Source organism: Streptomyces sp. NBC_00457, from assembly GCF_036014015.1.
In the GTDB taxonomy this organism is placed as follows: Bacteria; Actinomycetota; Actinomycetes; order Streptomycetales; family Streptomycetaceae; genus Streptomyces.
The window spans coordinates 6,252,721-6,276,670 of sequence record NZ_CP107905.1 but is presented as its reverse complement, the minus strand read 5'-3'; the positions used below and the strand labels follow the sequence as shown (position 1 = coordinate 6,276,670).

At 70.6% G+C, this 23,950-nt stretch carries 22 protein-coding genes; 11 read left to right on the top strand and 11 right to left on the bottom strand.

What is annotated here, in order from left to right; translation table 11 throughout:
• Positions 1-77 precede the first annotated feature (77 nt).
• A complete protein-coding gene (locus tag OG828_RS28705) occupies positions 78-938 on the top strand; it encodes a helix-turn-helix domain-containing protein (protein WP_328502753.1) in 861 nt (286 codons plus the stop codon).
• Between the two features lie 243 nt (positions 939-1,181).
• Positions 1,182-1,532 (top strand): hypothetical protein, encoded by a 351-nt coding sequence (locus tag OG828_RS28700; RefSeq protein WP_328440159.1) that lies wholly within the window; start codon positions 1,182-1,184, stop codon positions 1,530-1,532.
• A 40-nt stretch (positions 1,533-1,572) separates the two neighbouring features.
• Here OG828_RS28700 and OG828_RS28695 read toward each other — a convergent pair whose 3' ends face one another.
• From OG828_RS28695 to OG828_RS28685, 3 genes are read right to left on the bottom strand one after another with little or no spacing between them, the layout of a single operon-like run.
• Positions 1,573-2,427, bottom strand: a complete 855-nt coding sequence (locus OG828_RS28695) for a transferase (RefSeq protein WP_328502752.1) — start codon at positions 2,425-2,427, stop codon at positions 1,573-1,575.
• Positions 2,424-3,680 (bottom strand): glycosyltransferase family 4 protein, encoded by a 1,257-nt coding sequence (locus OG828_RS28690; protein ID WP_328502751.1) that lies wholly within the window; start codon positions 3,678-3,680, stop codon positions 2,424-2,426. Before OG828_RS28690 ends, OG828_RS28695 begins: the two co-directional genes overlap by 4 nt.
• Positions 3,681-3,739: 59 nt before the next feature.
• Positions 3,740-5,131 carry an alpha-amylase family glycosyl hydrolase gene (locus OG828_RS28685; RefSeq protein ID WP_328502750.1) on the bottom strand — a complete coding sequence of 464 codons (1,392 nt, stop codon included), beginning with the start codon at positions 5,129-5,131 and terminating at the stop codon, positions 3,740-3,742.
• 105 nt (positions 5,132-5,236) lie between these two features.
• On the opposite strand from OG828_RS28685, the gene OG828_RS28680 reads away from it, so the two are divergent.
• Entirely contained in the window at positions 5,237-5,974 is a 738-nt protein-coding gene (locus OG828_RS28680) for a TetR/AcrR family transcriptional regulator (protein WP_328502749.1), read from the top strand.
• A gap of 103 nt (positions 5,975-6,077) precedes the next feature.
• Here OG828_RS28680 and OG828_RS28675 read toward each other — a convergent pair whose 3' ends face one another.
• The gene (locus OG828_RS28675; RefSeq protein WP_328362870.1) at positions 6,078-6,350 is read right to left on the bottom strand and encodes a hypothetical protein; all 273 of its coding nucleotides are present in this window, start codon (positions 6,348-6,350) and stop codon (positions 6,078-6,080) included.
• Between the two features lie 221 nt (positions 6,351-6,571).
• Here OG828_RS28675 and OG828_RS28670 point away from each other — a divergent pair, with 221 nt between their 5' ends.
• Together OG828_RS28670 and OG828_RS28665 are read left to right on the top strand one after the other, a co-directional pair.
• Positions 6,572-7,003 carry an SRPBCC family protein gene (locus OG828_RS28670; RefSeq protein ID WP_328362867.1) on the top strand — a complete coding sequence of 144 codons (432 nt, stop codon included), beginning with the start codon at positions 6,572-6,574 and terminating at the stop codon, positions 7,001-7,003.
• Positions 7,004-7,046: 43 nt separating this feature from the next.
• Positions 7,047-7,799: a PP2C family protein-serine/threonine phosphatase gene (locus OG828_RS28665; protein WP_328440152.1), complete on the top strand. Its 753-nt coding sequence runs from the start codon at positions 7,047-7,049 to the stop codon at positions 7,797-7,799.
• Positions 7,800-7,804: 5 nt separating this feature from the next.
• On the opposite strand, the gene OG828_RS28660 is transcribed toward OG828_RS28665, so the two are convergent.
• Positions 7,805-9,439, bottom strand: coding sequence for a cellulase family glycosylhydrolase (locus tag OG828_RS28660; protein WP_328502748.1), 1,635 nt, complete (start codon positions 9,437-9,439; stop codon positions 7,805-7,807).
• A 236-nt stretch (positions 9,440-9,675) separates the two neighbouring features.
• On the opposite strand from OG828_RS28660, the gene OG828_RS28655 reads away from it, so the two are divergent.
• Positions 9,676-10,446, top strand: a complete 771-nt coding sequence (locus OG828_RS28655) for an SAM-dependent methyltransferase (RefSeq protein ID WP_328502747.1) — start codon at positions 9,676-9,678, stop codon at positions 10,444-10,446.
• Here the strand turns inward: OG828_RS28655 and OG828_RS28650 are convergent.
• A complete protein-coding gene (locus tag OG828_RS28650) occupies positions 10,419-11,648 on the bottom strand; it encodes an MFS transporter (protein WP_328502746.1) in 1,230 nt (409 codons plus the stop codon). The two genes, OG828_RS28655 and OG828_RS28650, sit on opposite strands and share 28 nt — an antisense overlap.
• 71 nt (positions 11,649-11,719) lie before the next feature.
• On the opposite strand from OG828_RS28650, the gene OG828_RS28645 reads away from it, so the two are divergent.
• Both OG828_RS28645 and OG828_RS28640 read left to right on the top strand, forming a co-directional pair.
• Complete coding sequence (locus tag OG828_RS28645) at positions 11,720-12,703, top strand: winged helix-turn-helix domain-containing protein (protein ID WP_328502745.1); 984 nt, start codon at positions 11,720-11,722, stop codon at positions 12,701-12,703.
• Positions 12,704-12,712: 9 nt separating this feature from the next.
• Entirely contained in the window at positions 12,713-13,219 is a 507-nt protein-coding gene (locus OG828_RS28640; RefSeq protein WP_328502744.1) for a glutathione peroxidase, read from the top strand.
• 115 nt (positions 13,220-13,334) lie between these two features.
• Here the strand turns inward: OG828_RS28640 and OG828_RS28635 are convergent, their stop codons facing one another.
• Both OG828_RS28635 and OG828_RS28630 read right to left on the bottom strand, forming a co-directional pair.
• A complete protein-coding gene (locus OG828_RS28635) occupies positions 13,335-14,138 on the bottom strand; it encodes a maleylpyruvate isomerase family mycothiol-dependent enzyme (RefSeq protein ID WP_328440145.1) in 804 nt (267 codons plus the stop codon).
• Entirely contained in the window at positions 14,135-14,749 is a 615-nt protein-coding gene (locus tag OG828_RS28630; RefSeq protein ID WP_328362843.1) for a TetR/AcrR family transcriptional regulator, read from the bottom strand. Before OG828_RS28630 ends, OG828_RS28635 begins: the two co-directional genes overlap by 4 nt.
• 72 nt (positions 14,750-14,821) lie before the next feature.
• Between OG828_RS28630 and OG828_RS28625 the strand changes: the two genes are divergently transcribed.
• The 3 genes from OG828_RS28625 (at position 14,822) to OG828_RS28615 (ending at position 18,086) form a co-directional block, all read left to right on the top strand.
• Positions 14,822-15,610, top strand: coding sequence for an SDR family NAD(P)-dependent oxidoreductase (locus OG828_RS28625; RefSeq protein WP_328502743.1), 789 nt, complete (start codon positions 14,822-14,824; stop codon positions 15,608-15,610).
• Positions 15,611-15,666: 56 nt separating this feature from the next.
• Positions 15,667-17,094 (top strand): coniferyl aldehyde dehydrogenase, encoded by a 1,428-nt coding sequence (locus OG828_RS28620; protein ID WP_328502742.1) that lies wholly within the window; start codon positions 15,667-15,669, stop codon positions 17,092-17,094.
• 104 nt (positions 17,095-17,198) lie between these two features.
• Positions 17,199-18,086 (top strand): MerR family transcriptional regulator, encoded by an 888-nt coding sequence (locus OG828_RS28615; RefSeq protein WP_328362836.1) that lies wholly within the window; start codon positions 17,199-17,201, stop codon positions 18,084-18,086.
• Positions 18,087-18,090: 4 nt separating this feature from the next.
• On the opposite strand, the gene OG828_RS28610 is transcribed toward OG828_RS28615, so the two are convergent.
• From OG828_RS28610 to OG828_RS28600, 3 genes are all read right to left on the bottom strand, one after another.
• Positions 18,091-18,951, bottom strand: a complete 861-nt coding sequence (locus tag OG828_RS28610; RefSeq protein ID WP_328362834.1) for a hypothetical protein — start codon at positions 18,949-18,951, stop codon at positions 18,091-18,093.
• A gap of 113 nt (positions 18,952-19,064) precedes the next feature.
• Positions 19,065-20,909: an MFS transporter gene (locus OG828_RS28605; protein ID WP_328502741.1), complete on the bottom strand. Its 1,845-nt coding sequence runs from the start codon at positions 20,907-20,909 to the stop codon at positions 19,065-19,067.
• Between the two features lie 207 nt (positions 20,910-21,116).
• Positions 21,117-23,387: a serine hydrolase gene (locus OG828_RS28600; protein ID WP_443062520.1), complete on the bottom strand. Its 2,271-nt coding sequence runs from the start codon at positions 23,385-23,387 to the stop codon at positions 21,117-21,119.
• Positions 23,388-23,950: the final 563 nt, after the last annotated feature.

The window sequence follows — 23,950 nt, the reverse complement described above, 5'->3', positions numbered from 1 at the left end:
GCGCTCACCTTCGCCGCGGGTGCGGCCCACTGGATTGAAGAAATGTTCCGTCCGGGCGGGCGCCGTAGCATGGACGCATGTCAACTGCCGTGCGCCGGCGCGTCATTGCCCCCGTGTGGCAGGTCACGCGCCCGGCCCGGCCCAGCCGCGTACCCGGCGTCGTCCTGGCGGGGCTGCGCGACCGCGGCCCGGCTCCGGTCGACCACCGGCTCGACCCGCACCCCGTGCTGACGCTGGCGCTGGCCTGCGGTGAGGCGGCGCTCGGCATCGACGAGTCGACGGGGCGGCGGCACCGCGGCAGCCTTGTCACCGGGCTCGGGTTCGGCGTCGGCGGTGCGGCGCGGGTGCGGGCCGCGAACGTCGAGTGGATGCAGGTGCGCCTGTCCCCCGCCATCGCGCGCGCCGTGCTGGGCGTGGACCCTGCCGAGCTGGAGAGCTCCGTGGTGGCCCTGGACGACCTGTGGGGAGAGCGGCGGGCGGCCCGGCTGCGCGAGCAGCTGGCCCAGGCCGCCTCGTGGGAGGAACGCTTCGCGCTCGTCGAAGCGTTCCTCGCCCGGCTGTCCGCCGCGGGGCCCGCCATCGAGCCGGAGCTGGCCTGGGCCTGGGACCGTATCGTCGCCGGGCACGGCCAGGTGCGGGTCGAGGGGCTGGCCGGCGAGCTGGGCTGGAGCCGCAAGCGCCTGTGGTCCCGCTTCCACGCGCAGCTCGGCCTGCCGCCCAAGCGCGCCGTGAAGCTCGTCCGCTTCGACTGGGCCGCCACCCGCCTGGCCGGGGGCCAGGAGGCGGCCAGGGTCGCGGCCGACTGCGGCTACGCCGACCAGTCGCATCTGCACCGGGACGTCGTGGCGTTCACCGGTGTGACCCCCGGGGTCGTGGCCGGCCAGTCGCTCATCGCGACGGCCGACATGGCGTGGGTGGACCACGTGCCGCGCCTCTAGGCGGACGCGCGCTCGCGGCGCGGCCACACGGGTGGTTCGGCGCGGAGCGCCTACGCCGCGTTCGGCCCCGTAATGCCTTGACGGCACAGGGGACTTGAGCAGGCCGCCGAGCCGGCGCCCGCGCTCGTTGATCAGACGATCCGGCGTGCCGACGAGTCAATATCGGACATTTACCTATTAACCTCTCGCCATCTTATGACGTGGTGGATCGCATACGCGTCCGTTTCAACGCTCGGAGAAGACATGCGCAAGACTCTCAAGACGGCTGTCGTCACCGTCCTCCTCGGCACCGTCGGCTTCCTCGGCGCCGGCACCGCCTACGCCCACGGGGACGGGCACGAGAAGGGGCACGGGAAGGGGCACGGGCACGGGAAGGGACACGGGAAAGGGAAAGGGCACAAGCACCGCGGCGGGGAGAGCAAGACGATCGTCATCACCCAGAGCACCTCATGCAGTACGACCGACAGGAACACCGACGTACAGGGCCAGTCCGTGTACGGCAACTGGTCCAACGGCAAGGTCTCACCTGGCCCGCAAACCACCGACATCGGCTCACGCCTGGGGTGCAACAACACCCTCGTCCTCGGCAAGTAGCTCACTCGGGTCCCCGCGCCGAGCCACCCGCCCGGCGCGGTCACTCGGCGGTTGTCACCTCCACGGAGAGGTCGTTGTCGACCGTGTAGTAGGGACGCACGGCGACACCGCCGACCGCGGCCGACGGGTACACGAAGATCTCCTTGCGGTCCGCCACGTCGTCGAGCAGGCGACCGACGCGGATGAGAGGGGATCCCTCCGCAGGTCGAGCCTGAACGCTGATGTCCCAGACGCGGGTTCCGATGGCGTCGGCGGCGGCCAACTCTTCGTGGTCCACGGTGAAGGAGAAGCGCCGGCCGGCATTCTCGACCTGTGGCTCCCGGGTCCGTACAGCGCCCTTGGGACCCCTGGCACGCAGACGTACGACGGCTCCCGCGGAGAGCGTGGCGCCATGCAGCCGCCCCCTGACCGTCATCGACCGGTCCGTCACCTCGATGCCCTCGACCTCGGCATGGGCGGTGCGCAGCCAGGCCCGTACCGCGAGATAGCCGTCCTTGGTGGTGTACGGAACCCGCACCGCCACCGGCGACGGCCAGTCACGGGTGTGTCCGTCGACGAGGGCTCGCAGGTCCCGCAGACCGGGGCGGAGCCGCTGTCGCGGCGCTCCCGGTTCGGGGAGCAGGTACACGTCCCACCGTCCCTCGGCGAGAGAGGGCCGCGACTCCAGGATGGCGCGACGGCCGCCGTCGCCCACCGCTTCGACATCGAGGACACGAAGGGTCTCCTCGGGCTGTCCCTTCTTGGGACGCAGCCGCAGCAGCAACTGGGCCGACTGGGCCGACTGGGAGTCCGGTTTCCCAAGTGGTGGAAGGTGGAAGGTGATTCGGCCATCCACTTCGGCCGTGCAGTCGGCACGGAGCTGTGCGTCCTGTGTCGTGCCCGGTTCCCTGTTCATCGCCGTCCCCTCCGTACCGTGCGCAGCGCACTGCCGGCCGCGGCATGGGCGGCGTCGCGCGCGCCGAAGCCCCGGCTGATCAGGGCGCGATGTATCCGGCCGGGTTCCGGTGCGACCGGCCGCCCGGCCCTTCTCGCCTCGCCGATCAGGCGCTCGGCCTGCTCCACGACGGGGGCCGGGGCGAAGCGTCGCGCGTTCTCCATGGCCGTACGGCCCATCCGCCGGCGCCGCTCGTCGTCACCGACGAGTTCCAGCAGAGCGTCGCCCAGCGCGTCTCGGTCCCCGACCGGCACCAGCCTGCCGTCGACCCCGTCCTTGATGATCTCGCCCGGTCCGTACGGGCAGTCGGTGCTCACCACGGGCAGTCCGCAGCGCATCGCCTCGACCAGGGTCATGCCGAACGGCTCGAAGTTGGACGCGGCCGCGCCGATCGAGCCCTTGACCCACTCCGCCTCCATGGGCGCGGCCGCACCCATCAGAAAGACGTTGTCGCACAGGCCCAGGCTCTGGATGAGCTGCCGCAGCCGGGCCTGTTCCTCCCCTTTTCCGTAAATCCGCAGCTGCCAGTCCGGGTGCTCGGCGGCGACCCGGGCGAACGCCTCGACGAGCAGGTCGTAACGCTTCACCGGAACCAGCCGCCCGGCCGCGACCACCACTTTCGCGGTGCCGTCCGCGGCAGGCAGCACCGGATCGGGAACGCTGTTGGGAAGCACCTCCACTCTGACGCCCGGCAACCGCATCTTGCGCCGGTACGCGGCAGCGTCCGCCTCCGTGACCGTGGTGAGCACATCGAGACGGCGGTAGGCCCGGCGCAACGTGGTGCGCAGCCACGGTGAGTGGTTGTCGAGCGTGAGGTGCTCCTGCCCGACGCGGACGACATGGCGCGGGGCCTGCGACGCGAGATGTACGTTGAGCCCCGGTCGAGTGCCGATGACCACGTCGGCGTCGGTCGCGTTCAGCCACTCACCGATCCGCTGATCCGTCAACTCGCTGTACTGCCGGTAGCGGTACTCGGACGCCGGGAACACTCTCGCGGGTCTCAGATGAAGTGGATGTTCCTTCTCCTCCCGCAAGTCCACCAGTGGCCGCAGGGAAACCCTCGGGTCCAGGGCGAAGTTGGGACGTTCCCTGTGCCGCAACACCGAGACGACCTCCACATCGTGCCGCGCGGCCAGCGCCTGGGCCAGATTGAAGGTCGTGGTGATCGTGCCTCCGATGCCATAGGCGTTGTGGATCAGGAAAGAGATCTTCATGGCGGACTAGACCTCACCAGCCCCCTTCCCGTTGCCTGCTGTTATCACTTTGTTCCCCTTCAGTGAGCGCGGAGGTCGCCTGACGACGGGAGCTCGAGTACGGCCCAGGCGTGCGGGGCGACCCGGTGCGTCGGGCCGGCGTCGGCAGCGTCGTCGTACGGGGCGCCGGCGAGCAGTCGTTCGGCGGAGGCGTCGACGGACGGGAAGTCCACCGGGGAGTCGGAGATGTTGAGCAGCACGGCGAGCCGCGCGCCGCTCTCGGGGTCGACGGCCCGGTAGGCGAATGCCTGGTTGTCCAGGTGCAGCACCTCGGTACGGGCCCGGACCAGCCAGGGGTGGCGCCGCCGCAGCCCGATCAGGTTCTGGTGCAGCCGGTACACGGGCCGGCCGTGGGGCGCGAGCCCGGAGGGGCTGTCGGGGAAGGCCGGCCGGATCTCCGCGTCGCCGTCCTCCCGCTCGTACTTGACGCCGCGGAAGGCCTGTTCGTCACCCGCGTAGACGCTCGGCGTCCCGGCGACGGTGAACAGCACGGCCAGGGCGTGGGCGAGGTGGCGCGGGTCGTCGAGCCTGCTGGCCATGCGGGTGACGTCGTGGTTGCCGACGAAGGTGAGCGGCTGGAAGAGCGCGGCGAGGCCGTTGTGCCGGTCCAGCGTCCAGGCCAGTTCGAAGAAGTTGTGGTCGTTGAGGGAGCTCCACAGGGCCTTCCACAGCTCGTACTGCGTCACCGAGTCGAGCCCGCCGTCGCTGACGGCCGCGGTGTAGTCGCCGTGGATCACCTCGCCGAGGAACCACGCGTCCGGATGGTCCGCGCGCACGGGGCCGATGACGTCCCGCCAGAAGGACGACGGCACGGCGTAGGCGGCGTCGAGGCGCCAGCCGTGCGCGCCGCGCCGCAGCCAGTGGTCCATCACCCGGCGGACGTGGTCCTGGACGGCGGGCTCGGCGTGGTCGAGGGCCACCAGGTGGCGGTGGCCCTCGAAGTCGGCGTAGCCGAAGCCGTCCGGGCCGTCGACCGACCAGTCGATCCGGAACCAGGAGGCGTAGGCGGACGCGGCACCGTGCGCCCGTACGTCCCGGAAGGGGCCGAAGTCCCGGCTCACGTGGTTGAAGACGCCGTCCAGCAGCAGCTTCACCCCGCGCTGCCGGCAGGCGGCGACGAGCCGGTCGAAGTCCTCGTCGGTACCCAGGCGCGGGTCGACGCGGAAGTGGTCGACCGTGTCGTAGCCGTGGGTGGAGGAGGCGAAGACCGGGCCCAGCGCCAGTCCGTCGCAGCCGAGTTCGACCAGGTAGTCGAGCCAGGGTTCGAGCCTGCCGAGCCGGTGCGCGCAGGGGGCGTCGGCGGGGAGCGCCCGCGGTTCGGCGCCGAGGAAGGTCAGGGGGTGCAACTGCCACCAGACGGTCTGGACGGGTGCGGGGTGGACAGGTGCGGTGTGGAGGGGTGCGGTACTCATCGGCACTCGGCTCGCCTTCACGGTCGAACGGTTGAACGCGCGTTCAACAGCCTGTGTACAGGACTCTAGCGACAGCCTTGGCGGACACAGAACGGGTTCGGGCGAATGCCGCACAGTGGAAACCGGGACGGGCACGGAGGCGAGGGGACGGCCGCCCCGGCACGCGAGCCGGGCGCGACGACGCGGCGGCGCCTGGAGCCGCGGGAGCGCCGGGAGGCGATCCTGCACGCGGCCCGCGAGCTGTTCAGCGACCGTCCGTACGCCGGCGTCTCGGTCGCCGACGTCGCCCACGCGGCCGAGGTCTCGTCTCCACTGGTCGTCTTCTACTACGGCAGCAAGCGGGCGCTGTACCTGGCCGTCATCGAGACCGCCGCGGACAGCATCCGGCACGGGCTGCGGGCGCTGCCCGGGCCGCCGTCGCCGCAGCGGTTCGCGGCAGGCGTGCGCTTCTACGCGGAGTACGCGCGCGCCCACCGGGCCGGGGTTCTCTCCCTGCTGCGCGGGGGCCACGAGGCCGCCCTGCCGGAGGCCGCCGCCGCGTTCGAACGGTTGCGGGACGAGGTGGCCGCACAGATCCTGGCGGACCTCGCGTCCGTGGACGACGCGGGCGAGGGCGGGGGCGGTGACGGGTCCGCCCCCGCCACCACCACCCCCGCCCCCGTCACCGCCCTCGCGGTCCGTGGCTGTCTCGGGTACGTGGACGCGGTGGTCGCTCACTGGCTGACGCTCCCTGAAGGCGTCGGCGAGGACGGTGCCGCCGTGGAGCCGGACACCATCGCCGCGCTCGCCGTCGGGGCGTTCACCGGCGGGCTGTCCGCGGTCGCCTCCCCGGGGGAGTGCTGACCACGGCACCCCTGGGCGCGGCACGGCTAAGGGGCCCGATCCAGAAAGCGGATCGGGCCCCTGGGGCTTCGAGTGCCCCCGTACTCACCGAAGAGGCGCGGCCTTAGAAGGCGCTGTTGTTGCAGCCCATGGTCGAGCCCACGTGGGTGTCCTGGCTTCCCGCCTTGCCCTCGCCGTTGAGCGCGTTGCCCAGGACGCCGTTGAGGATGCCGACCTGGCCGAGGACGTCGACGTTCAGGTCGTGCGACTTGCAGTGCGAGCTCTGCATGACGCTCTTGCCGCCGTGCCCGTCGTTGGCGGAGGCGGTGCCGGCGCTCAGGATCCCGACGCTGCCGAGAGCGACGACCACGACGGCAGCCTTGTGAAGCTTGTGCATGTCATCTCCGGAAGTGAGGTGTGGTGCTGGTGTGTGCGATCCGCGACAGATCGACTTCCTACAGTTACGGGAGGTTAATATGAAAAATGGTGATAGAAACCAGCGACGCGCCGTGATCCGCGAGCCGGCGAGGAAGCACCCGGACGGCCCCGAACCGGGCGCACACTGGAAGCACAGGACACATAGGACCGTGCGTCATGAGCCGAACCCGGAGGTGGGCCATGAGCACCCTCGAAGAGCACATCGATGTCGCAGTCCCGGTGGACAGGGCCTGGGACAGACTGCACCGGGTGGAGGACTATCCGCGCTTCGTGGCGGGAGTGCGGGGCGCCCGTCCGGAGGCGCGGGGGCGGGCGCATCTGGACGTCGAAGCCGGCGGACGGGCACGGGAGTTCGCGGCCGAAGTCTCCGACCACGGCGACGAACGTGTGATGGAGTGGCACACCACGGGTGCCGCGGAGCTGACGGGCTCCTTCTCGCTGCAGCCGACCGACCAGAACCACACCCGGGTCCAGGCGCGACTCGAGTACGACCCCGGCACCATCAGGGAGATCTTCGGCGGGCCGAAGGGATTCGCGCAGGCGAACGCGATCGAGCGGCTCGTCCGCGGTGATCTGGAGTCCTTCAAGGAGTACGTGGAAAGGGAGCAGTGAACGACAGGACAGCGGTGGACGCGGTGGGCGGTGATGGTGTCGTATGCCGTACGTCGCCGTGAGTGCGCTGAGTCATCCGGGGCTGCTCAGGGACCGCAACGAGGACAGTCTCGTCGTCGGCCCGTGGACCCTGTGCGCCACCGTCACCGAGAACCCGCAGACCCTGGCCTTCCCGCTGGGCACACCGCTCGTCGTCGCCGTCGCCGACGGACTCGGCGGGCATCCCGGCGGTGAGGTGGCCAGCGCCCTGGTCGCACGCCAACTCGCGGCGGTCGGTGCGGCACTGAGCGACGAGGACGCCGTACGCAGCGCCCTGAGCACCTGCAACCGCGCCGTGTACGAAGCGGCCGGCGGCGACGCGGGCGGCGAACTCGCCACGATGGGAACGACGGTGGCCGGCGCCGTCGTACAGCCCGATGCGCTGCTCGTGTTCAACGTGGGCGACAGCCGCGTCTTCGCCGCCTCCCCCGACGGGCTGCGTCAGGTGAGCGTCGACGACAGTGGGCCGCTCGAACCCGGGCAGCGCACCACCTCCCTCGTCACCCAGTGCCTGGGCGGCAGCCCGACCTACCGCCCCGTCCGCCCCCATGTGACGTCCCTGCCCCTGTCCCCCGGCGACCGCTACCTCATCTGCACGGACGGTCTGACCGACCCGGTACCGACCGACGTCCTCGACAAGGTGATGCGCGAACACGACGACGGACGGGCCGCGTTCGAACTCTGGAAGACCGCCATCGAGGCCGGCGGCCCCGACAACATCACGCTGGCGGTCGTGCGTGTCGGGGACGACGAGTAGACAGTTCACGCGCTTGCGCAGACCGCCCCGTTGAGCCTGAAGGACGTCGGTGCCGTGTTCGTGGCTCCCTTGCTCCCCGTGAACCCGACCGTCACCGAGCCCGCCGCCGGGATGGTGGACGTGTACGACGCGGGCGATACCGTCACCGTGCCCGCGTTCTGGGTCGCCGTCCCGCCCCACATGTTGGTGACGGTCTGTCCGTCGGCGAAGGTGAAGGCCAGGCTCCACCCGGTGAGCGGCGTCGTGCCGGTGTTGCGGATCACGATCTCGCCCTGGAAGCCGCCCGTCCACTCGTGCACCGCCCGGTAGCCCACCGAGCAGCCCACCCCCGCCGCCTCGTCCGTCGTGACGCTCACCGTCGCCGAGCGTGCCGAGCGGTTGCCGGCGGCGTCGCGGGCGTGGACGGCGAAGGTGTACGTCGTGTCGGGGGTGAGGCCGGTGAGGGTGACGGTGTTCGTACTCGAAGCGGCGACCGGCAGATCGGACATCCCCTGGACCCGGATCACGTCGTACGCGGTGACGGCCACGTTGTCCGTGGCGGCGGGCCAGGTGAGGGTGGCCGACGTGGCGGTCACGGAGGACGCCGTCGGTGTGCCGGGGGCCGTCGGGGCCTGGGTGTCCGCCCCCGTGCCGCCGAAGATCGTGGCCTCCTTCGACGTCTGGACGATGCCGTTCGGGCCGTTGAAGATGCGCTGGCCCCAGGAGCTGAGCCGGCCCGGGTCGAAGTCGATCGCCAGGTCGAGGATCGGGTCGGTGTTGCCGCTCCAGGACCAGGCCAGGTAGCCGAGGTCGAGCTGCTCGGCCGCCGCCATCATCGTGTCCTCGTCGGGGTCGCCGTACTGGTCGGGAGGACCGCCGAACTCGCCTATCAGGATGGGCAGTCGGGCCGTCACGAAGGCGTTCAGGTAGTCGGTGATCTCCTGTGCCGTGTCGAAGACGCTGTACATGTGGATGGAGAAGATCAGGTTGCCGGTGGGGTCGGCGTCGTACACGGTCCGGGCGTTCGCCCGCATCACGCCCTGCCAGTCCTGGCCCCAGTTGGGCGCGTCCACCATGATCGTGTGCTCGAATCCGGCCGACCGCAGCTTCTGTACGGCGGCGACGGTCGGGGCGGTCCAGCCGGCGGGGTTCGTGTTGCCCCAGGGCTCGTTGCCGATGTTGACGATGACGTAGTTCTCCTGGCCGGCCAGGACGTCCTTGAGGCCGATCCAGTAGTCGGCCGCCGAGTCCAGCGTGGCGGCCGCGGCCTCCTCGCCGTAGCCGGTGGTGTCGTGCACCTCCAGCACGCAGATCAGCCGGTTGGCCTTGCAGTCCGCGACGACCGCGGCCACGTCCTCGGCGCTGTTGCGCGTCCAGCGGTGGCCGTTGGAGAGGACGACCCGGACGGTGTTGGCGCCGAACGCCTTGATGTCCGCCAGGGACTGCGTCTCGCCGGGGTACCAGGTGTGGGCGTGGTTCACGCCGCGCATGACGAAGTCGTTGCCGTTGCCTTCGAGCAGACGGCCGTCGCTGATGTGGAGGCCGGTGGCCCGGGCGCCGGGCGGCTCCGCGTGGGCGGGGGCCGTGCCGAGGGCCAACAGGCCCACGAGGAGGGCCAGGAGGGCCAGTAACGCGGTGACGGGACTCTTTGCGCTCTTCATGCTGCTTCTCGTAGTTCTCACTGCGACTCCAGAGGCTCCAGAGGAATGAATGAGCGTGAGCAACGTGAGCATCGATAGAGATGTGGGAGCGCTCCCATGAACCCACTAGGGCAGGGACACGTCAAGACATCGCGCAAGCGCTTTCTCGAACACCCCCGCATACGCGCCGAGTTGACCTAAGTTGGTGACTCGATCACCGCACCGATCACCCGCACTCCCGAGGAGGAGGGTCTCCCGTGTCGTCGGACCCCACGACCAAGCCGCACTCGGCCCGCTTCTGGAACTACTTCGTCGGCGGCAAGGACCACTACCCGGTCGACCGCGAGATCGGGGACCACATCAAGGAGATCTTCCCCGGCCTGGTCGACGTGGCGGTCACCAGCCGGCACTTCCTGGGGCGTGCCGTCCGCCACCTCGCCGGTGAGCAGGGCATACGGCAGTTCCTGGACGTCGGCACCGGTCTGCCGACCGCCGACAACACGCACGAGGTGGCCCAGCGCGTGGCACCGGACGCCCGGATCGTGTATGTCGACAACGACCCGATCGTGCTGACCCACGCCAACGCCCTGCTCACGAGCACACCCGAGGGCAGGACCGCGTATCTCGACGCCGACCTGTACGACCCGAAGGGCATCCTGGAAGCCGCCACCGGCACCCTCGACTTCTCTCAGCCGGTCGCCCTGATGATCCTCAACACCCTCGGCCACGTCGCCGAGTACGAGCAGGCGCGCGGGCTGGTACGTGAGCTCATGGCGGGCCTGCCGCCAGGCAGCTACCTCGTGATCAGCGACAGCACCGCCACCAGCGAGGGCATGATCGCCGCGTCGGAGGCCTACAACGCGAGCGGCGCGGTGCCGTACCACGTACGCAGCGTCGAGGAGATCACCGGATACTTCGACGGCCTCGAACTCGTGGAGCCCGGCGTCGTCCAGGTCACCGAGTGGCGCCCGGAGTACGGCGACCCGGTCGCCGTCGACGCCTACTGCGGCGTGGGGCGCAAGCCGTAGGGCTCACGCGTCTGCCACAACCCGGGTGCCAGCGCCGCCGTCACCCCGAGCGACACCAGCGCCATGACGGTCATCGCGGTTGCCGGCGAGGTCAGTTGGGCCACGGACCCCGCCAGTGCCGCGCTCACGCCCTGCATCGTGAGCATTCCGGAGGAGTGCAAGCCCAGGGCTTGGCCCGCGAGTTCGTCCGGGGTGAGGGACATCAACCGCTCCTGCTGCACCAGGCTCGCGCCGAACCCGACCGACGCGAGGGTGACCGCGACCGCGGCGAGCGGGAGTGGCGGGTGGAGGAAGAAGAAGGCGTACGGGGTCGCCAGCAGGACCAGCAGCGGTACGCCGAGCCGTCCGCGCACCCTCCGCGGCAGCAACCGGCCCACCGTCACGTCCCCGACGAACATCCCCAGCGCCGCACAGGCGAACAAGGTGCCCGCGTCGGCGGGGGCGTAGGAGACGTACAGCGACTCGCAGCCGACCACCAGACCGTTGGGGATCCAGAGGGCGAGAAAGACGTACCGGCGTGGGCGGGACGACCACAGCAGGGCGTTCGCGCGCCAGGTCGCCGTCACCGACGGGCGGCCCGACGCGCGCGGTGGGCGGGCCGTCAGGCCGAGCCGGAGGCCGAGCGCGGCCGTGCCGTGCAGCACCGCCGCGAGCAGCAGGACTGTGCCCGGGGACAGGACCGCCAGCAGCGCGCCGCCCACCGCGTATCCGGTGATCTGCACGAGCCCGCTCATCATGTTGAAGACCGAACGCCCCAGCATGAACCCGCCCTTGGCCACCACCTCGTTCAGCAGCCCCCACCGCACTCCCCCGCCGAGCGACGCGACCAGCCCCTGCGCCAGGACGACGACGAAGACCGCCCAGATCGGCAGTCCGGGCGCGGCCAGCACGGCCGTAGCGGCCCCTAAGGCGACCGAGATACCCGCCAGCGTCGCCCTCGGCGGCAGCCGGTCCGCGCCCGACATCAGCAGCGTCGCGCCCACCATCTGTGCCAGCGACGGACCGAACATGCTCACCGCCGACAGCAGCGGTGACGCGGTCGCCCGGTAGACGAGCGTGCCGAGCGCCAGCCCGGCCATCGTCTGCGCGGCGACGCTCGCCGCGGAGGTGAGGAAGAGCGGAGTGAACTCCGGTGTCCGGAACAGGGACTTGTAGCCGTGGGTCACGCCGTCGGTCACGCCGTCGGTCACGCTTTTGGTCATGCGCGGAGTCTCGGGCGCCCACGGTCGCGGGAGTTATTGTTTCGCGCAGAAGCGAAAGGTGGCGTACGTCCATGGGCTGGTGGCAGATCAACGCCGACACCCTCGCCCGCAGCCGCTTCGTCCTCTCCCCGCTCGCCGAGACCTTCGCGAGCCTGAAGCTGCTGCACGCGGGCACGGCCGCGCACCCCGGCGAGCGTGCCTGGCTGCAAGCCCATCTCCCCGCCTACCAGCAGCACTTGGACATAGACCCCGTCACCGCTCTCCTCGTCCGCTCCGGACTCGGCCGCAGCTGGATCGCCGACTTCCTCACCCCCACTCCACGCGACGGCGAGACCTTCGAGGAGGGCCTCGCCCGCGTCCGCGCGGCCCGCCCGGAGGACGCCCGCGCGCACCTGAAGGTCTCCCTCGCCGGCCCCCTCCCCACCGCCCTCGACCGCGACGACCTCCCCGACCGCGCGGCCGACCTCCTGTCCTACGTCTGGACCGAGACCGTACGGCCGTACTGGCCCCGGCGACGGCGCATCCTGGAGGCCGACGTGATCGCCCGGCTCGCGCAGGTGAGCCGGGGCGGCTGGGCGGCCGTACTGGATGGGCTGCGGCCCGGGACACGCTGGCTCGGCGACAGCCGGTTCCAGGTCAACCTGCACGAATATCCGCCCCGCGAGATCTCCGGCGCGGAGCTGGTGTTCGTGCCGGTGACTCCGAAGGCGGGCTGGGTGTCCTGGGCGGAACCCGAGCGCCGATACGCGGTGATCTACCCGTGCAGGGGCGCCCTGGCCGACGTATCGGACAGACCTCCGCCCGCGAGCCTCGGCGCGCTGCTCGGCACCGCGCGGGCCGCCCTGCTCGTCCTGCTCGACTCCCCGCTGAGCACGACCCAGCTCGTCGCCCTGACCGGCCAGGGCCTCGGCTCGGTCGGCCGCCATGTGAAGATCCTGCTGGACGCGGGGCTGGTGGAACGGCGTAGGGCGGGCCGGTCGGTGCTGTACTCGCGGACGGCGGCGGGGCAGGTTCTCGTCGACGCTCAGAACGGTGCCGACACCTGTCGCGGTTAGCATCCGCTCATGACTACTGACACCACCGGCAATTCCGTACTCGACGTCGACATCGCTGCGCTCCAGGGCGGTGCGGCGGACCTCGGCCAGTACAAGGGCAAGGCCGTCCTCATCGTGAACGTGGCCTCCAAGTGCGGGCTGACCCCGCAGTACGCGGGCCTGGAGCGGCTCCAGGAGCGTTACGCCGCGCAGGGCTTCACCGTGCTCGGCGTGCCCTGCAACCAGTTCATGGGCCAGGAGCCCGGCAGCTCCGAGGAGATCGCCGAGTTCTGCTCGGCGACGTACGGCGTGACCTTCCCGATGACCGAGAAGGTCGAGGTCAACGGGGACGACCGGCACGCGCTGTACGAGCGCCTCACCGGCTTCGCCGACGCCGAGGGCCACGCCGGCGACATCCGCTGGAACTTCGAGAAGTTCCTGATCGGCCGCGACGGCGAGGTCGTCGCCCGCTTCTCACCGCAGACCGAGCCGGAGTCGGCGGAGATCGTGGCGGCGGTGGAGGCCCAGCTGGCCTAGCGGCTTCTTGCCCTTGACCTTGCCTGTGGGGCAAGGGTGAGCGTCCTTGTCACCGGGCGGACGGTGCCCGGTGAGGAGGACGAGGACGAGGCCAGCAAATCCCGGGCCGCCCCGGTCAGATGACGTTGACGACGTCGAGGAAGCGGGCGGCGAGTTCGGCGTCGCCGGTGACCGTCACGTCGCTGTCACGCCAGGACGACCGCTGCGTGCCCCAGTCGGGGAAGGTCAGCGCGGGGGCGGTGACATGCGCGGCCACCTTGCCGTCGGACGGAGCCAGGCCGCCTGCCTCGTCGAACCACCAGGTCCCGCCGCCGGGGCCGGTGAGGGTCAGTGCGACGCGGGCGTCCAGCCCGGCGACCGGCGCCTGCGCGACCTGATTGCTCAGTACGGCGATCATCCACGTCAGGACCGCGCGCATCCTGTCCGCGTCGGTGGGCGGCGCGGGCCGGCCGAGCGCCGGGGCCATGTCGTGGCGCAGGTGGGTGTGGTGGTCGAAGACGAGGGCGCCGGCCATCAGCAGACCCAGGGGGAAGCGACCGAGTTCGGCCAGCGGTACCCGCACTCGGGCGGCGGGCGTGCGTCTGACCACGTCGAGGATCGTGGTGGCTCGTCGGCTGGCGCCCTCGTACTCGGCCATCACCTTGGCGCGGCTCCAGTTCCGCCGTCGGCCGACGGGGTCTTCGTTGGCCTGTTCCAGGCTGGCGGCGAAGGTCGTGCGTATTCCGGAGGGCATGTAGAAGCTCCGGGCCGTGGCACCGATGTGGGCGACGACGTCGGCGATGCGCCATCCGGCCGCGGCGCTGGGCGCGGTCCATTCGTCGTCGGTGAGGCCGCTGGTGAAGTTCAGCATCTCGGCGCGTTCGGCGCGGAGGGCGGCGGCCATGTTCGGCAGGTCGGCGGGGGGCAGGCGCTTGCTCATGTCGTCTTCTTCTCTGGTTGTGAGGCCGGGCGGCGGATGGCCTGCACTGCCGCGTCGTAGAGGTCGAGCTGGTCGACCTCTCCGCCCAGGCGCATCCACTCTTCTACTGCTGCCTGGAGGCAGGTGATCGCCGCGGCGGCGATCGCGCGCGCCTGCAGGGCACGGTGGTCGGAGTCGGGCAGTCGCGGCTCGATCAGCGGCGCGAACAGGTCCTGCCAGCGCGCCTGCTTCTCGGCGTGGCCGGCGCGCAGGGATTCATTGCCGAACAGCAGGGTGACCAGCTCGAGCCGCCGCTCGGCGGTGGTCTCCATCTCCTCGAGCGCCTGGAACGCCGCACGCAGCGACGTCCACGGGTCCTCGTCGGCCGGGCGCTCGGCGAGCCGCGCGGCGATCAATTCACCCTGCTCGGCAAGGCCGTTGAGGGCGAGGTCTTCCTTGCTGCGGAAGTAGTTGAACAGGGTCCGCTTGGAGACACCCGCCGCGGCAGCGATCTCGTCGAGTGTCGTGTCGTCGTACCCCTTGGCGGCGAACAGTTCGAGGGCGGTTTTGGCGAGGAGCGCGCGAACCATCGAGCGGGTCTGCTCACGAAGGGGTGCCGGTTTCTGAGCCATGCACCGATGGTACATCTCTTCGCGAGATGCAGTATCTTGCACTCAGTGCAAAAGCATGCGTAGAGTGAAGCCATGAGCAAAATCGACTATCGCCGCCAGACCGTCATCGTCACCGGCGCCAGCTCCGGCCTCGGCGCGGAGTTCGCACGGCAACTGGCCGCCCGCGGCGCGAACCTCGTACTCGTCGCCCGCCGCGCGGACCGGCTGGGGGACCTGGCCGACGAACTCACCCGCACCCACGGCGTCACGGTGACCGTCATCGCCCGCGACCTCGGCCAACCCGACGCCGGCCGCACCCTGCGCGCCGAACTCGAATCCCGCGGCATCCACGCCACCGGCCTCGTCAACAACGCCGGCTTCGCCACCCACAACGCCCTCACCGACGAGGACCCGGACCGCCTGCAGAGCATGATCGCGCTGAACGTCAGCGCGCTGGTCGACCTCAGCCGCGCCTACATCGGCCCGCTGACCTCCGCAGACAACGGCATCCTGATCAACGTCGCGAGCCTGCTGGGCTTCCAGCCGACCCCGTACCTGAGCGTCTACGGCGCCACCAAGGCCTTCGTCCTCAGCTTCACCGAATCGCTGTGGGAGGAGAGCCGCGGCACTGGCCTACACGTCCTCGCCGTATGCCCCGGCGCCACGAAGACCGAGTTCTACGACGTCGCCGGCAGCCAGTCGGCCGACTACGGCACGCGGCGAGTCACCCCGGACCACGTCGTCAGGACCGCCCTCGACACGCTCGACCGCCGCTCCGCGCCCCCGTCGGTGATCACCAACGGCCGCCCGCTGGCCCTCGCGAGCAAGTTCCTGCCGCGCCGCCTGATCGTCCGGTTCATGGGCCGGATGGCCCGCCGCTGACCGGCACTGCTCCTCCGTCGCCCTCACCGGCCCAGCCACAGTAAGGAAACAAGATCATGACCATCACGGAAGCCACCTCACAGCCCACGGACGCGGAGCGCTTCGGTCGTATCCTCGCTGTTCAGCGCGCTGCTTATCTCCGCGACGGAGCGCCCTCACTGGCGGCGCGGCGCAGCGATCTGCGCAGGTTCAAAGCGGCACTGATCGCCCGGCGGAGCGCCATCGAGGAGGCCATCAGCACCGACTTCGGAAACCGCTCGCGCCACGAGACCGCGATGATGGAACTCGGAGGCGTCGTCCAGGGCATCGACTACCTGGACCACCATCTCCGCCGGTTCATGCGCCCGACCGGCCGTCACACCGCCTGGCCCATGCGTTTCGGCACCAACCGCATCGAGTACCAGCCGCTCGGCGTGGTCGGGGTCATCTCACCGTGGAACTATCCCGTCAACCTCTCCCTGATGCCGGTCGTCACCGCGATCGCCGCCGGCAACCGCGTCATGCTCAAACCATCGAAGTTCACCCCGGCGACGAACACCGTGCTCGCGTCGATGCTCAGCGAACTCTTCCCGCAGGAGCAGGTCACGATGGTCAGCGGCGACGGCAGCGCGTTCTCCTCCTTGCCCTTCGACCATCTCGTCTTCACCGGAAGCACCGAGGTCGGACGGGCCGTCATGAGGGCGGCGAGCGAGAACCTCGTCCCCGTGACGCTGGAGTTGGGCGGCAAGTCCCCGACCATCGTCGCCAAGGGACACGTAACCGACCGGACCGTGTCCGACATCGTCTTCGGCAAGCTCCTCAGCGGCGGTCAGACCTGCATAGCCCCCGACTACGCCCTGGTGCACGAATCCGAGATCGACGCCTTCATCGACAGCTACGACCGACTCGTGAAGGCCGCCTACCCCGACGGCCCGAACAGCGAGGACTACACCTCGATCGTCAACGACAAGCAGTACGCGATCCTCACCGACCTGATCGAAGACGCCCGCAGCCACGGGGCACGGATCATCGAGGTCGGTCACCGGCCGGGCGAGGCCGGGAACCGCCCGCACACCCTCGCACCGACCGTCGTACTCGGCGTCACCGACGAGATGCGCATCGCCCACGAGGAGATCTTCGGCCCCATCCTCCCGGTCTTCCCCTACCGCGACATCGACGACGCCATCGACTACGTCAACGCACGCCCACGACCGCTCGCGCTCTACTACTTCGGCAGCAACGACACGGACCGGCGCAGGGTCCTGGACCGCACGACCTCCGGCAATGTCACCGTCAACGGCACCATCATGCACGTCGGCCAGGACGACCTCCCCTTCGGCGGCGTCGGCGCGAGCGGCATGGGCCAGTACCACGGCATCGAGGGCTTTAGGACGCTCAGCCACCCCAAGGGCATCTACGTGCAAGGCCGTTGGAACGCCGCCCGCCTCCTCTATGCCCCCTTCAGCAAGCGCACCGACGCTCTTCTCAACTTCTTCCTTCGATAACCGGCGGCTTCCTTCCGCCGCCAACGACCGACCCGCCCAGCAGCTCCTTGACCTTGCCCCAGGGGCAAGGGTGAGCGTCCATGTCACCGGGCGGAAGGCGCCCGGTGACGGAGGATGACGTGGTGGACGACGAACTGCTCACCATCGGGGCGTTCGCCGCCAAGGCCCGCCTTTCGGCGAAGGCCCTGCGGCTGTACGACCGGCTCGGACTGCTGACCCCGGCCCAGGTGGACGAGGCCAGCGGCTACCGCTACTACCGCGCCGACCAGGCCGAACACGCCCGGCTCGTGGCCCTGCTGCGGCAGCTGGACATGCCGCTCGCCCGGATCGCCGAGATCGTCGAGGCGGCCGACGGTGACGAGGCCGCGCGACTGCTCGCCGCGTACTGGGCGGACGTAGAGGCGCGGGTGTCGGGGCAGCGGACGCTCGCCGAGTACCTCCGTGGACGGCTGTCGGGGAGGAGCTCCGAGATGTACGGGAAGTTCGAGGTCGAGACGGTGGACGTACCGGCGCAGGTGGTGATCACCGAGACCAGGCACACGCTGGCGGACGAGCTGCCGGCGTGGATCGGCGCCTCGCTGGGGCGCCTGGAGGCGGCCTCACGGGAGTGCGGGGGCATCACGGCGCCGCCCTTCGTCGTGTACCACTCCGAGGTGTCGATGGAGAGCGACGGGCCCGCCGAGGCCTGCGTCCCCGTCGCCGACGAGACCGCGGCCCGGGCGTGGGCCGAGGCACAGGGGCGGACCTGGGAGACCAAGGTCCGGGTGGATCCCGCACAGCGGTTCGCCTACACCAGGATCACCAAGGCGCAGGTGGCCTACCCCCAGATCATCGCCGCGTTCGAGGCGGTGGAGGAGTGGATCGCGAAGGAAGGGCTGGAACACGCGGGCCCCTGCCGTGAGGTGTACTTCGCCGACTGGGATGCGGCGGGGGCGGAGGATCCGGTGTGCGACATCGCGTTTCCGGTAAAGGTGGACGCGAAAGATCGCTGAGGGCTCAGTGCCTCGCAGGACCGAGCGGCCGGCCGGTGAACGCGTCCAGCAGAACTCGGTCGCCCACCGGCCGGTCCAGTTCCACCGTCTTCTCCTGGGCGTGCAGGCTGTCCTGGCACAGACCGTCGTCCGTCCCGACCATGTACCCCGACAGCACCACACTGCCGTCCGTCTCGAGTACGTCCACGGCGGGCCCGTCGTCGCAGGCTCCATGGTGGGCCACGACGGTCACCGACCGGCCGTCCCCGGCCACCTCGACCACCCCGCCGAGATCCCACAGATCAGCGGAGACCCCCTCCGCGGCCGGACCGATGGGCGGCTCGGGGACCTTCGACGGGCCGATGGCGACCCGTTTGAGCGGGGTGTCGTAGCCCTCCAGCGTGAACAGCCAGGCCGGGACGGTCGCCGGACCACGGCTGGTGGCCTGCGTCATCTCGCCCAGCTCCGCCCCGGTCACGGTGAGGCGCGGTCCCTCGCCGCTGTTGCCGGCCAGGGTCTCGTACGCCTCCCGCGCGCCCATCAGGTCCAGCGTGAGCGTCTCTCCGCTCTGCCATGTCACCTTGCCGCCCTTGTGCGTCCTGGGCAGTTCGGCGCTCAGGGCGAAGTTCTGGGTGGCGTAGGCCTCCTCGTCCTCCGCGTCGCGCCAGCCGCCCTCGGGCCGCTGGACCGGGCCTTGCATCGGGTAGTAGCCCTTGCTGTACGCCTCGGCGGCCGCAGACCCGTCCCAGGCCTCGGCGACCTGTCCGGCGCGCTCCTTCGTGTCCGGCGCCGAGCTGTTGCCACCGGCCCCACCGGCCGCCTCACTGCCGCAACCGACGACGGCGAACAGGACGAGCGCGATGATCCGTGTCAGGTGTGTTCGCATGGGTCCCCCAGGGCATGACGAGCGATACACACCTGTGACGCCCGGCCCCCGGCCCGCGTTCGCCTCGTTGTCCTTCCGTTACGCGGGTCCGTCGCGCGGGTCCGTTCGCGTGACTACCTCAGCTCCTCCGGACACGGCGTCCCCCGCGGCACCCCGTACGGCGCCCCCAGCCGGTAGGTGCCCGCCTTCGGTGCCAGCAGGACCGTCCACTTGTCGCCGTCCGCGTCCTCCTCGGCCTCCATCAGGCAGCCGTTGACGTTGTCGTACGACTTCGGGGTGCCGTCGGGGCGGTCCTTGGAGGCGTCCGTCTCCTGCGGGGCCTCGAGCTTCTTGCCCTCGGCGTCGACGATGCTCAGCCACGGCGAGTACGGGATGCGGACGATGATGCGGCCGGGCACGGTGACCTTCATGGTCAGCTCGGTCTGCTCGGTGCGCTCGACGACGGCGTTGGGCTCGGCGAGCGGCGTCGGATCGGTGACGCGGAACAGCTGCCAGTTGGCATCGCCCCAGATCTGCTTCAGATACGGCATGCCGCGCTGGACCAGCTCCCGCTCGCGCTCACCGCCGTCGCCGTCCGCCTTGCCCTTGGGCAGCACGACGAAGTGGACGGCCCAGCGCCTGAGCCACTCGTAGTAGTTCGCGGAGTTGAGCGTGTCGTCGTAGAAGAGGGGGTTGCGTCCCATGTCGGCCTGGCGGTTCCAGCCGCGGGCCAGGTTGACGTACGGGGCGAGCGCGGAGGCCTCGCGGTGGGAGCTGGCCGGGACCACCTCGACGCGGCCCTTCTCGGCGCCGACCTCCTGGAGTTCGTTGACGAGCGGCGCCAGCTCGCGGGCCCAGGAGGCGGTCGGGGTCGTGTTCACGACGTCGTCCACGGACTTGAAGCCGATCCATGCGTTGAAGCCGACGGTGACCACGACGAGCGCGTACCACTTGCGGGTGCGCGGCACTGTGAACGGCAGCGCGGCGACCAGCGCCACACCCGCGAACAGCATCGGCAGCCGGGTGATGTTGGAGCCGATCTGCGAGCTGATCAGCCACACCAGCAGGACCGAGAGCCCGTACACGGCGGCCGTGATCCGTACGGTCTTCCACTCGCGCGGCACGGCGGCGTAGACGAACACCGAGTACAGCAGCGGCAGCGACGCCGAGCCGACGGACATGGGCTGGGTGCCGGAGAAGGGGAACAGCCAGGCGGAGACGGCGACCACGGCCGCGGGCGCGAGCCCCAGCGCCCAGGCGCCCGGCCGGCGCTTCTGCAGGAAGAGGGCTACGGCCACCAGCCCGACGAACAGGCCCGCGACCGGCGATGCCATCGTGGCGAGCGCCGCCAGCGGGGCCGCGCACAGCGCCTTCGCCCAGCGTCTGTAGCGCCAGCGGTACGGCCAGCAGAACACCACCGCGACCGCGCCCAGCGCGAACACCGTGCCAAGACCGAAGGTCACCCGCCCCGACGCGGCGTTGCACAGAAACGCGAAGACCCCCGCGAGCGCGGCCCACAGCGGGTTCTTCACGGACCGGCTGCGCAGCAGGATCAGCGTCAGCAGGCCGGCCGAGATCGTCCCCGCGATCATCATCGACGTACGGACACCGAAGACGGACATCAGATACGGCGACACCACGCTGTACGAGACCGGGTGCATACCGCCGTACCAGGCGAGGTTGTACGCGGAGTCCGGGTGCCGGCCGACGAACTCGGCCCAGGCGTCCTGTGCCGCGAGGTCGCCGCCACTGTTCGCGAACGTGAAGAACCAGACGATGTGCAGGGCGCCGGAGAGGGCGGCGACGGACAGGACGGGGTGGCGCAGGAACCGTTCACGGAGGGTCAGGACGGCACGCTTGAGCGCCGCCGTCGCACCATCGTGCTCAGTGTCGGCCTGTGGGGCGGGCACGCGTATTCGCGGGCCTGATCCCGGATCCGGACCGGCGTCGTCTGCGTGTTTCGGCTCCGCAGTGGCCACCTGAAGGCACTCCCCGTGTCCCGTCTTCTGTTCTCTTCAGGACGCGTCCCGTTCCCCGTGCGTTGCCTGCCGCGTCCCTGCGGCTTTTCCGGGCGCGTCCCGTGAGCGGTGAGCTGCCCCGATTCGCGACGCTAACACGTGGCCCGCCGCTCGGCTCCCGGGTGGGCGCCGAGCGGCGGGCGACGGCGGAAAACGTCGCGCCCGGGATCAGGCGACGCGCGTGAGCTTGTCCGTGAAGCCCGGTTCGCCGAGGTCGGTCTGCAGCGCGACAGGCACCTTCACGGCACCGGCTGTGCTGCCGTCGCCGACGGTGAGCGTGCCGACCTTGGTGCCGGCCTTCGCGGTATGCGGTACGGCGTCGGCGGCGAAGTCCAGCTTGACCTTCAGGCTGGACCAGCCGACGGCGGTGACGTCCTTGGTGGCGACGACCGGGGTGCGGCCGCCGAGGCCGTCGTCGACGGAACCGACGACCTCGCCCTTCTTGATGATCGTCGCGGCCTGCAGGGCGTCCTGGGCGGCGCGGATCAGCTTGTCGCCGCCGTCGAGTGCGGCGCTGATGATGGTGTTCTCGGGGCCGCCGGCGGGCTGCCGGATGACCGCGCCGACGATGGTGCGGGTCTCGCCGCCGATGTCCTTCTTGGCGGCGAAGACGAGGTTGCCGAGGGCGGAGGTGGTGGTGCCGGTCTTGATGCCGACGACGTTGTTCTTGCCGACGAGCTGGTTCCAGTTCGAGTGGTTGACGCCCTTGTAGTCGTCGTACGACATCATCGCGGCGACCTCGCGGAAGGCGGGTGCCTCCATGGCGGCCTCGGCGAGCTTCACCTGGTCCACGGCGGTGCTGACAGTGGTGTCGTTGAGCCCGGACGGGTCGGTGTACGTCGTGTTGGTCATGCCGAGGTCCTCGGCGGCGGCGTTCATCTTCTCCACGAACGCCTTCTCCGAGCCGGCGTCCCAGCGGGCGAGGAGACGGGCGACATTGTTCGCGGATGCGATGAGGATGCTTTCCAGCGCCTCGCGCTGGGTGATCGAGTCGCCCGCGGTGACGTCGACGGTGGACTCCTGGCCGGCGTCGGACTGATCCTGTGCGGTCTGGTCGATCTTGATCTTCGGGCCGTCCTCGCCGCTCTTGAGCGGGTGGTCCTTGAGGATCACGTACGCCGTCATGACCTTGGCGACGCTGGCGATGGGGACGGGCTTCTGGTCGCCGGAGCTGCCGAAGGTGCCGATGCCCTGGACGTTGAGGGCGGCCTGCCCGTCGGAAGGCCACGGGATGTCGACTTTGCCGCCCTCGAAGGTGTAGGCGTCCTTCGCGGTGAGGTCGAGAGTGGGCGTCGGGAGCGGGCGGACACTCTGCACGACCCCGAAGACAATCACCAGCAGCAGGACCAACGGCGTCCAGATCTTGACCCGCCGCGCCGCCGTGCGCAGCGGCGTCTGCGGAGGCGGCGGCGTGTTCGTCAGCTCCGCCAGCAGATCCAGCGGCGGTTTCGGCGGCAACGGCTGCTGCGTCGTCCGCTCCGGCCCGACCTGCGGCACGTCACTGGTGACGTCCGGCGCGGCGGGACGTGGCTCGTCGAGCGGCTTGAGCGCGACGAACCGACTGGTCCGCTCGACGTCGGCCACGGGCTTGCGGGACGGGCCCTCGTCGGCCTTTTCGGGCTGGTCGGCGTCCTTGGGCTCCGGCTTGGCCACCCCGCCAAACTTCAGCATGGTCGTCGGCTGATCAACAGCGGGCGCGGACGGCCGCACGGCCTTGAAGACAGCGGTGGGCTGGTCTACGGGGCGCTTGTCGGCCTTGGAAGAGCCCTCGGCGCCGACGCCACCATCCCCGGCTCCGGCACCCGGCTCAACGTCGGCGTCGGGCTCGGGCTCGGAGTCAGCCGCGGCCTCACTGCCGGCGTCACTCTCAGGCTCGGCGTCAGCCGCGGCCTCACCGTCGGCGTCACCCTCAGGCTCGGCGTCAGCCTTCGGCTCGGAGCCGGAGCCAGCCACGGCCGCATCGTCGGCCTCGGCCGCCGCGTGAGCGTCGGCATCCGCCTCATCCGCAGAACCGGCACGCGTCTCGGCATCGACGTCGCCCTCAGACTCGGAATCAGCCTCGGCCTCCGGCTCGGCGCCAGCCTCCGGCTCGGACTCAGCCGCGGCCTCACTGCCGACCTTGCCCTCCGCGGCAGCCTCAGCACCACCCTCGGAATCGGCACCCGTCTCGGCATCGACGTCGCCCTCCGGCTCAGCGTCAGCCTGCGAATCGACCCCGGCTTCACTGTCGGCCTCAGTCTTCGCATCCGCATCGCCCTCGGACTCGGCCTCCGGCTCGGCGTCAGCCTCCGCATCGGCCCTGGCCGTCGCGTCAGCCTCAGCATCACCGTCGGCGTCCGCGTCGCCCTCAAGTTCGGCGCCCGCCCCGGAAGCGACCTTGGCCTCACTGCCGGCCTCGGTCCCGGCGTCAGCCGCCCCGGCATCACCGGCGGCGTCCACGTCGCCAGAGGAGGCGGCGACGCCAGTCTCAGCGTCGGCGTCCGGCTCAGCATCGGCCTCCGGCTCGGCGTCGGCCTCGGCAGCCGCCTCAGCCCCACCAGCAGCCTCGTCACCGCCCTCCGTGCCCTCATCGGCGCCCTCGGATGTCGCCACGTCTCCGTCGGCGTCCTCGGCGGCTTCAGACGTCGCCGCGCCTCCGTCAGCGTCCTCGGCGCCCTCGGACGTCACCGCGCCTTCGGTCTCACCCCCGTCACCCTCGGCTTCCGCGTCCCCTTCCGCCGGCTCATCGTCCGCCGTGGCCACCCAGGCAGCCACAGCCGCCCGCAGCCGGTCGTCACCCCCGGCGCTCTCCTCGCCACCGCCGGCGTCCCCGGCGCTCGCCTCGTCCCCGCCGGCGTCCCCGGCGTTCCCCTCGTCCCCGCCCGAAGAGTCCTCCGGCACGGCGGAATCCGCGGCACCGTCACCCTCGGCCTCACCGGCGTCCGCGGCGTTCCCCTCGTCCCCACCCGAAGAGTCCTCCGGCACGGCGGAATCCGCGGCACCGTCACCCTCGGCCTCACCGG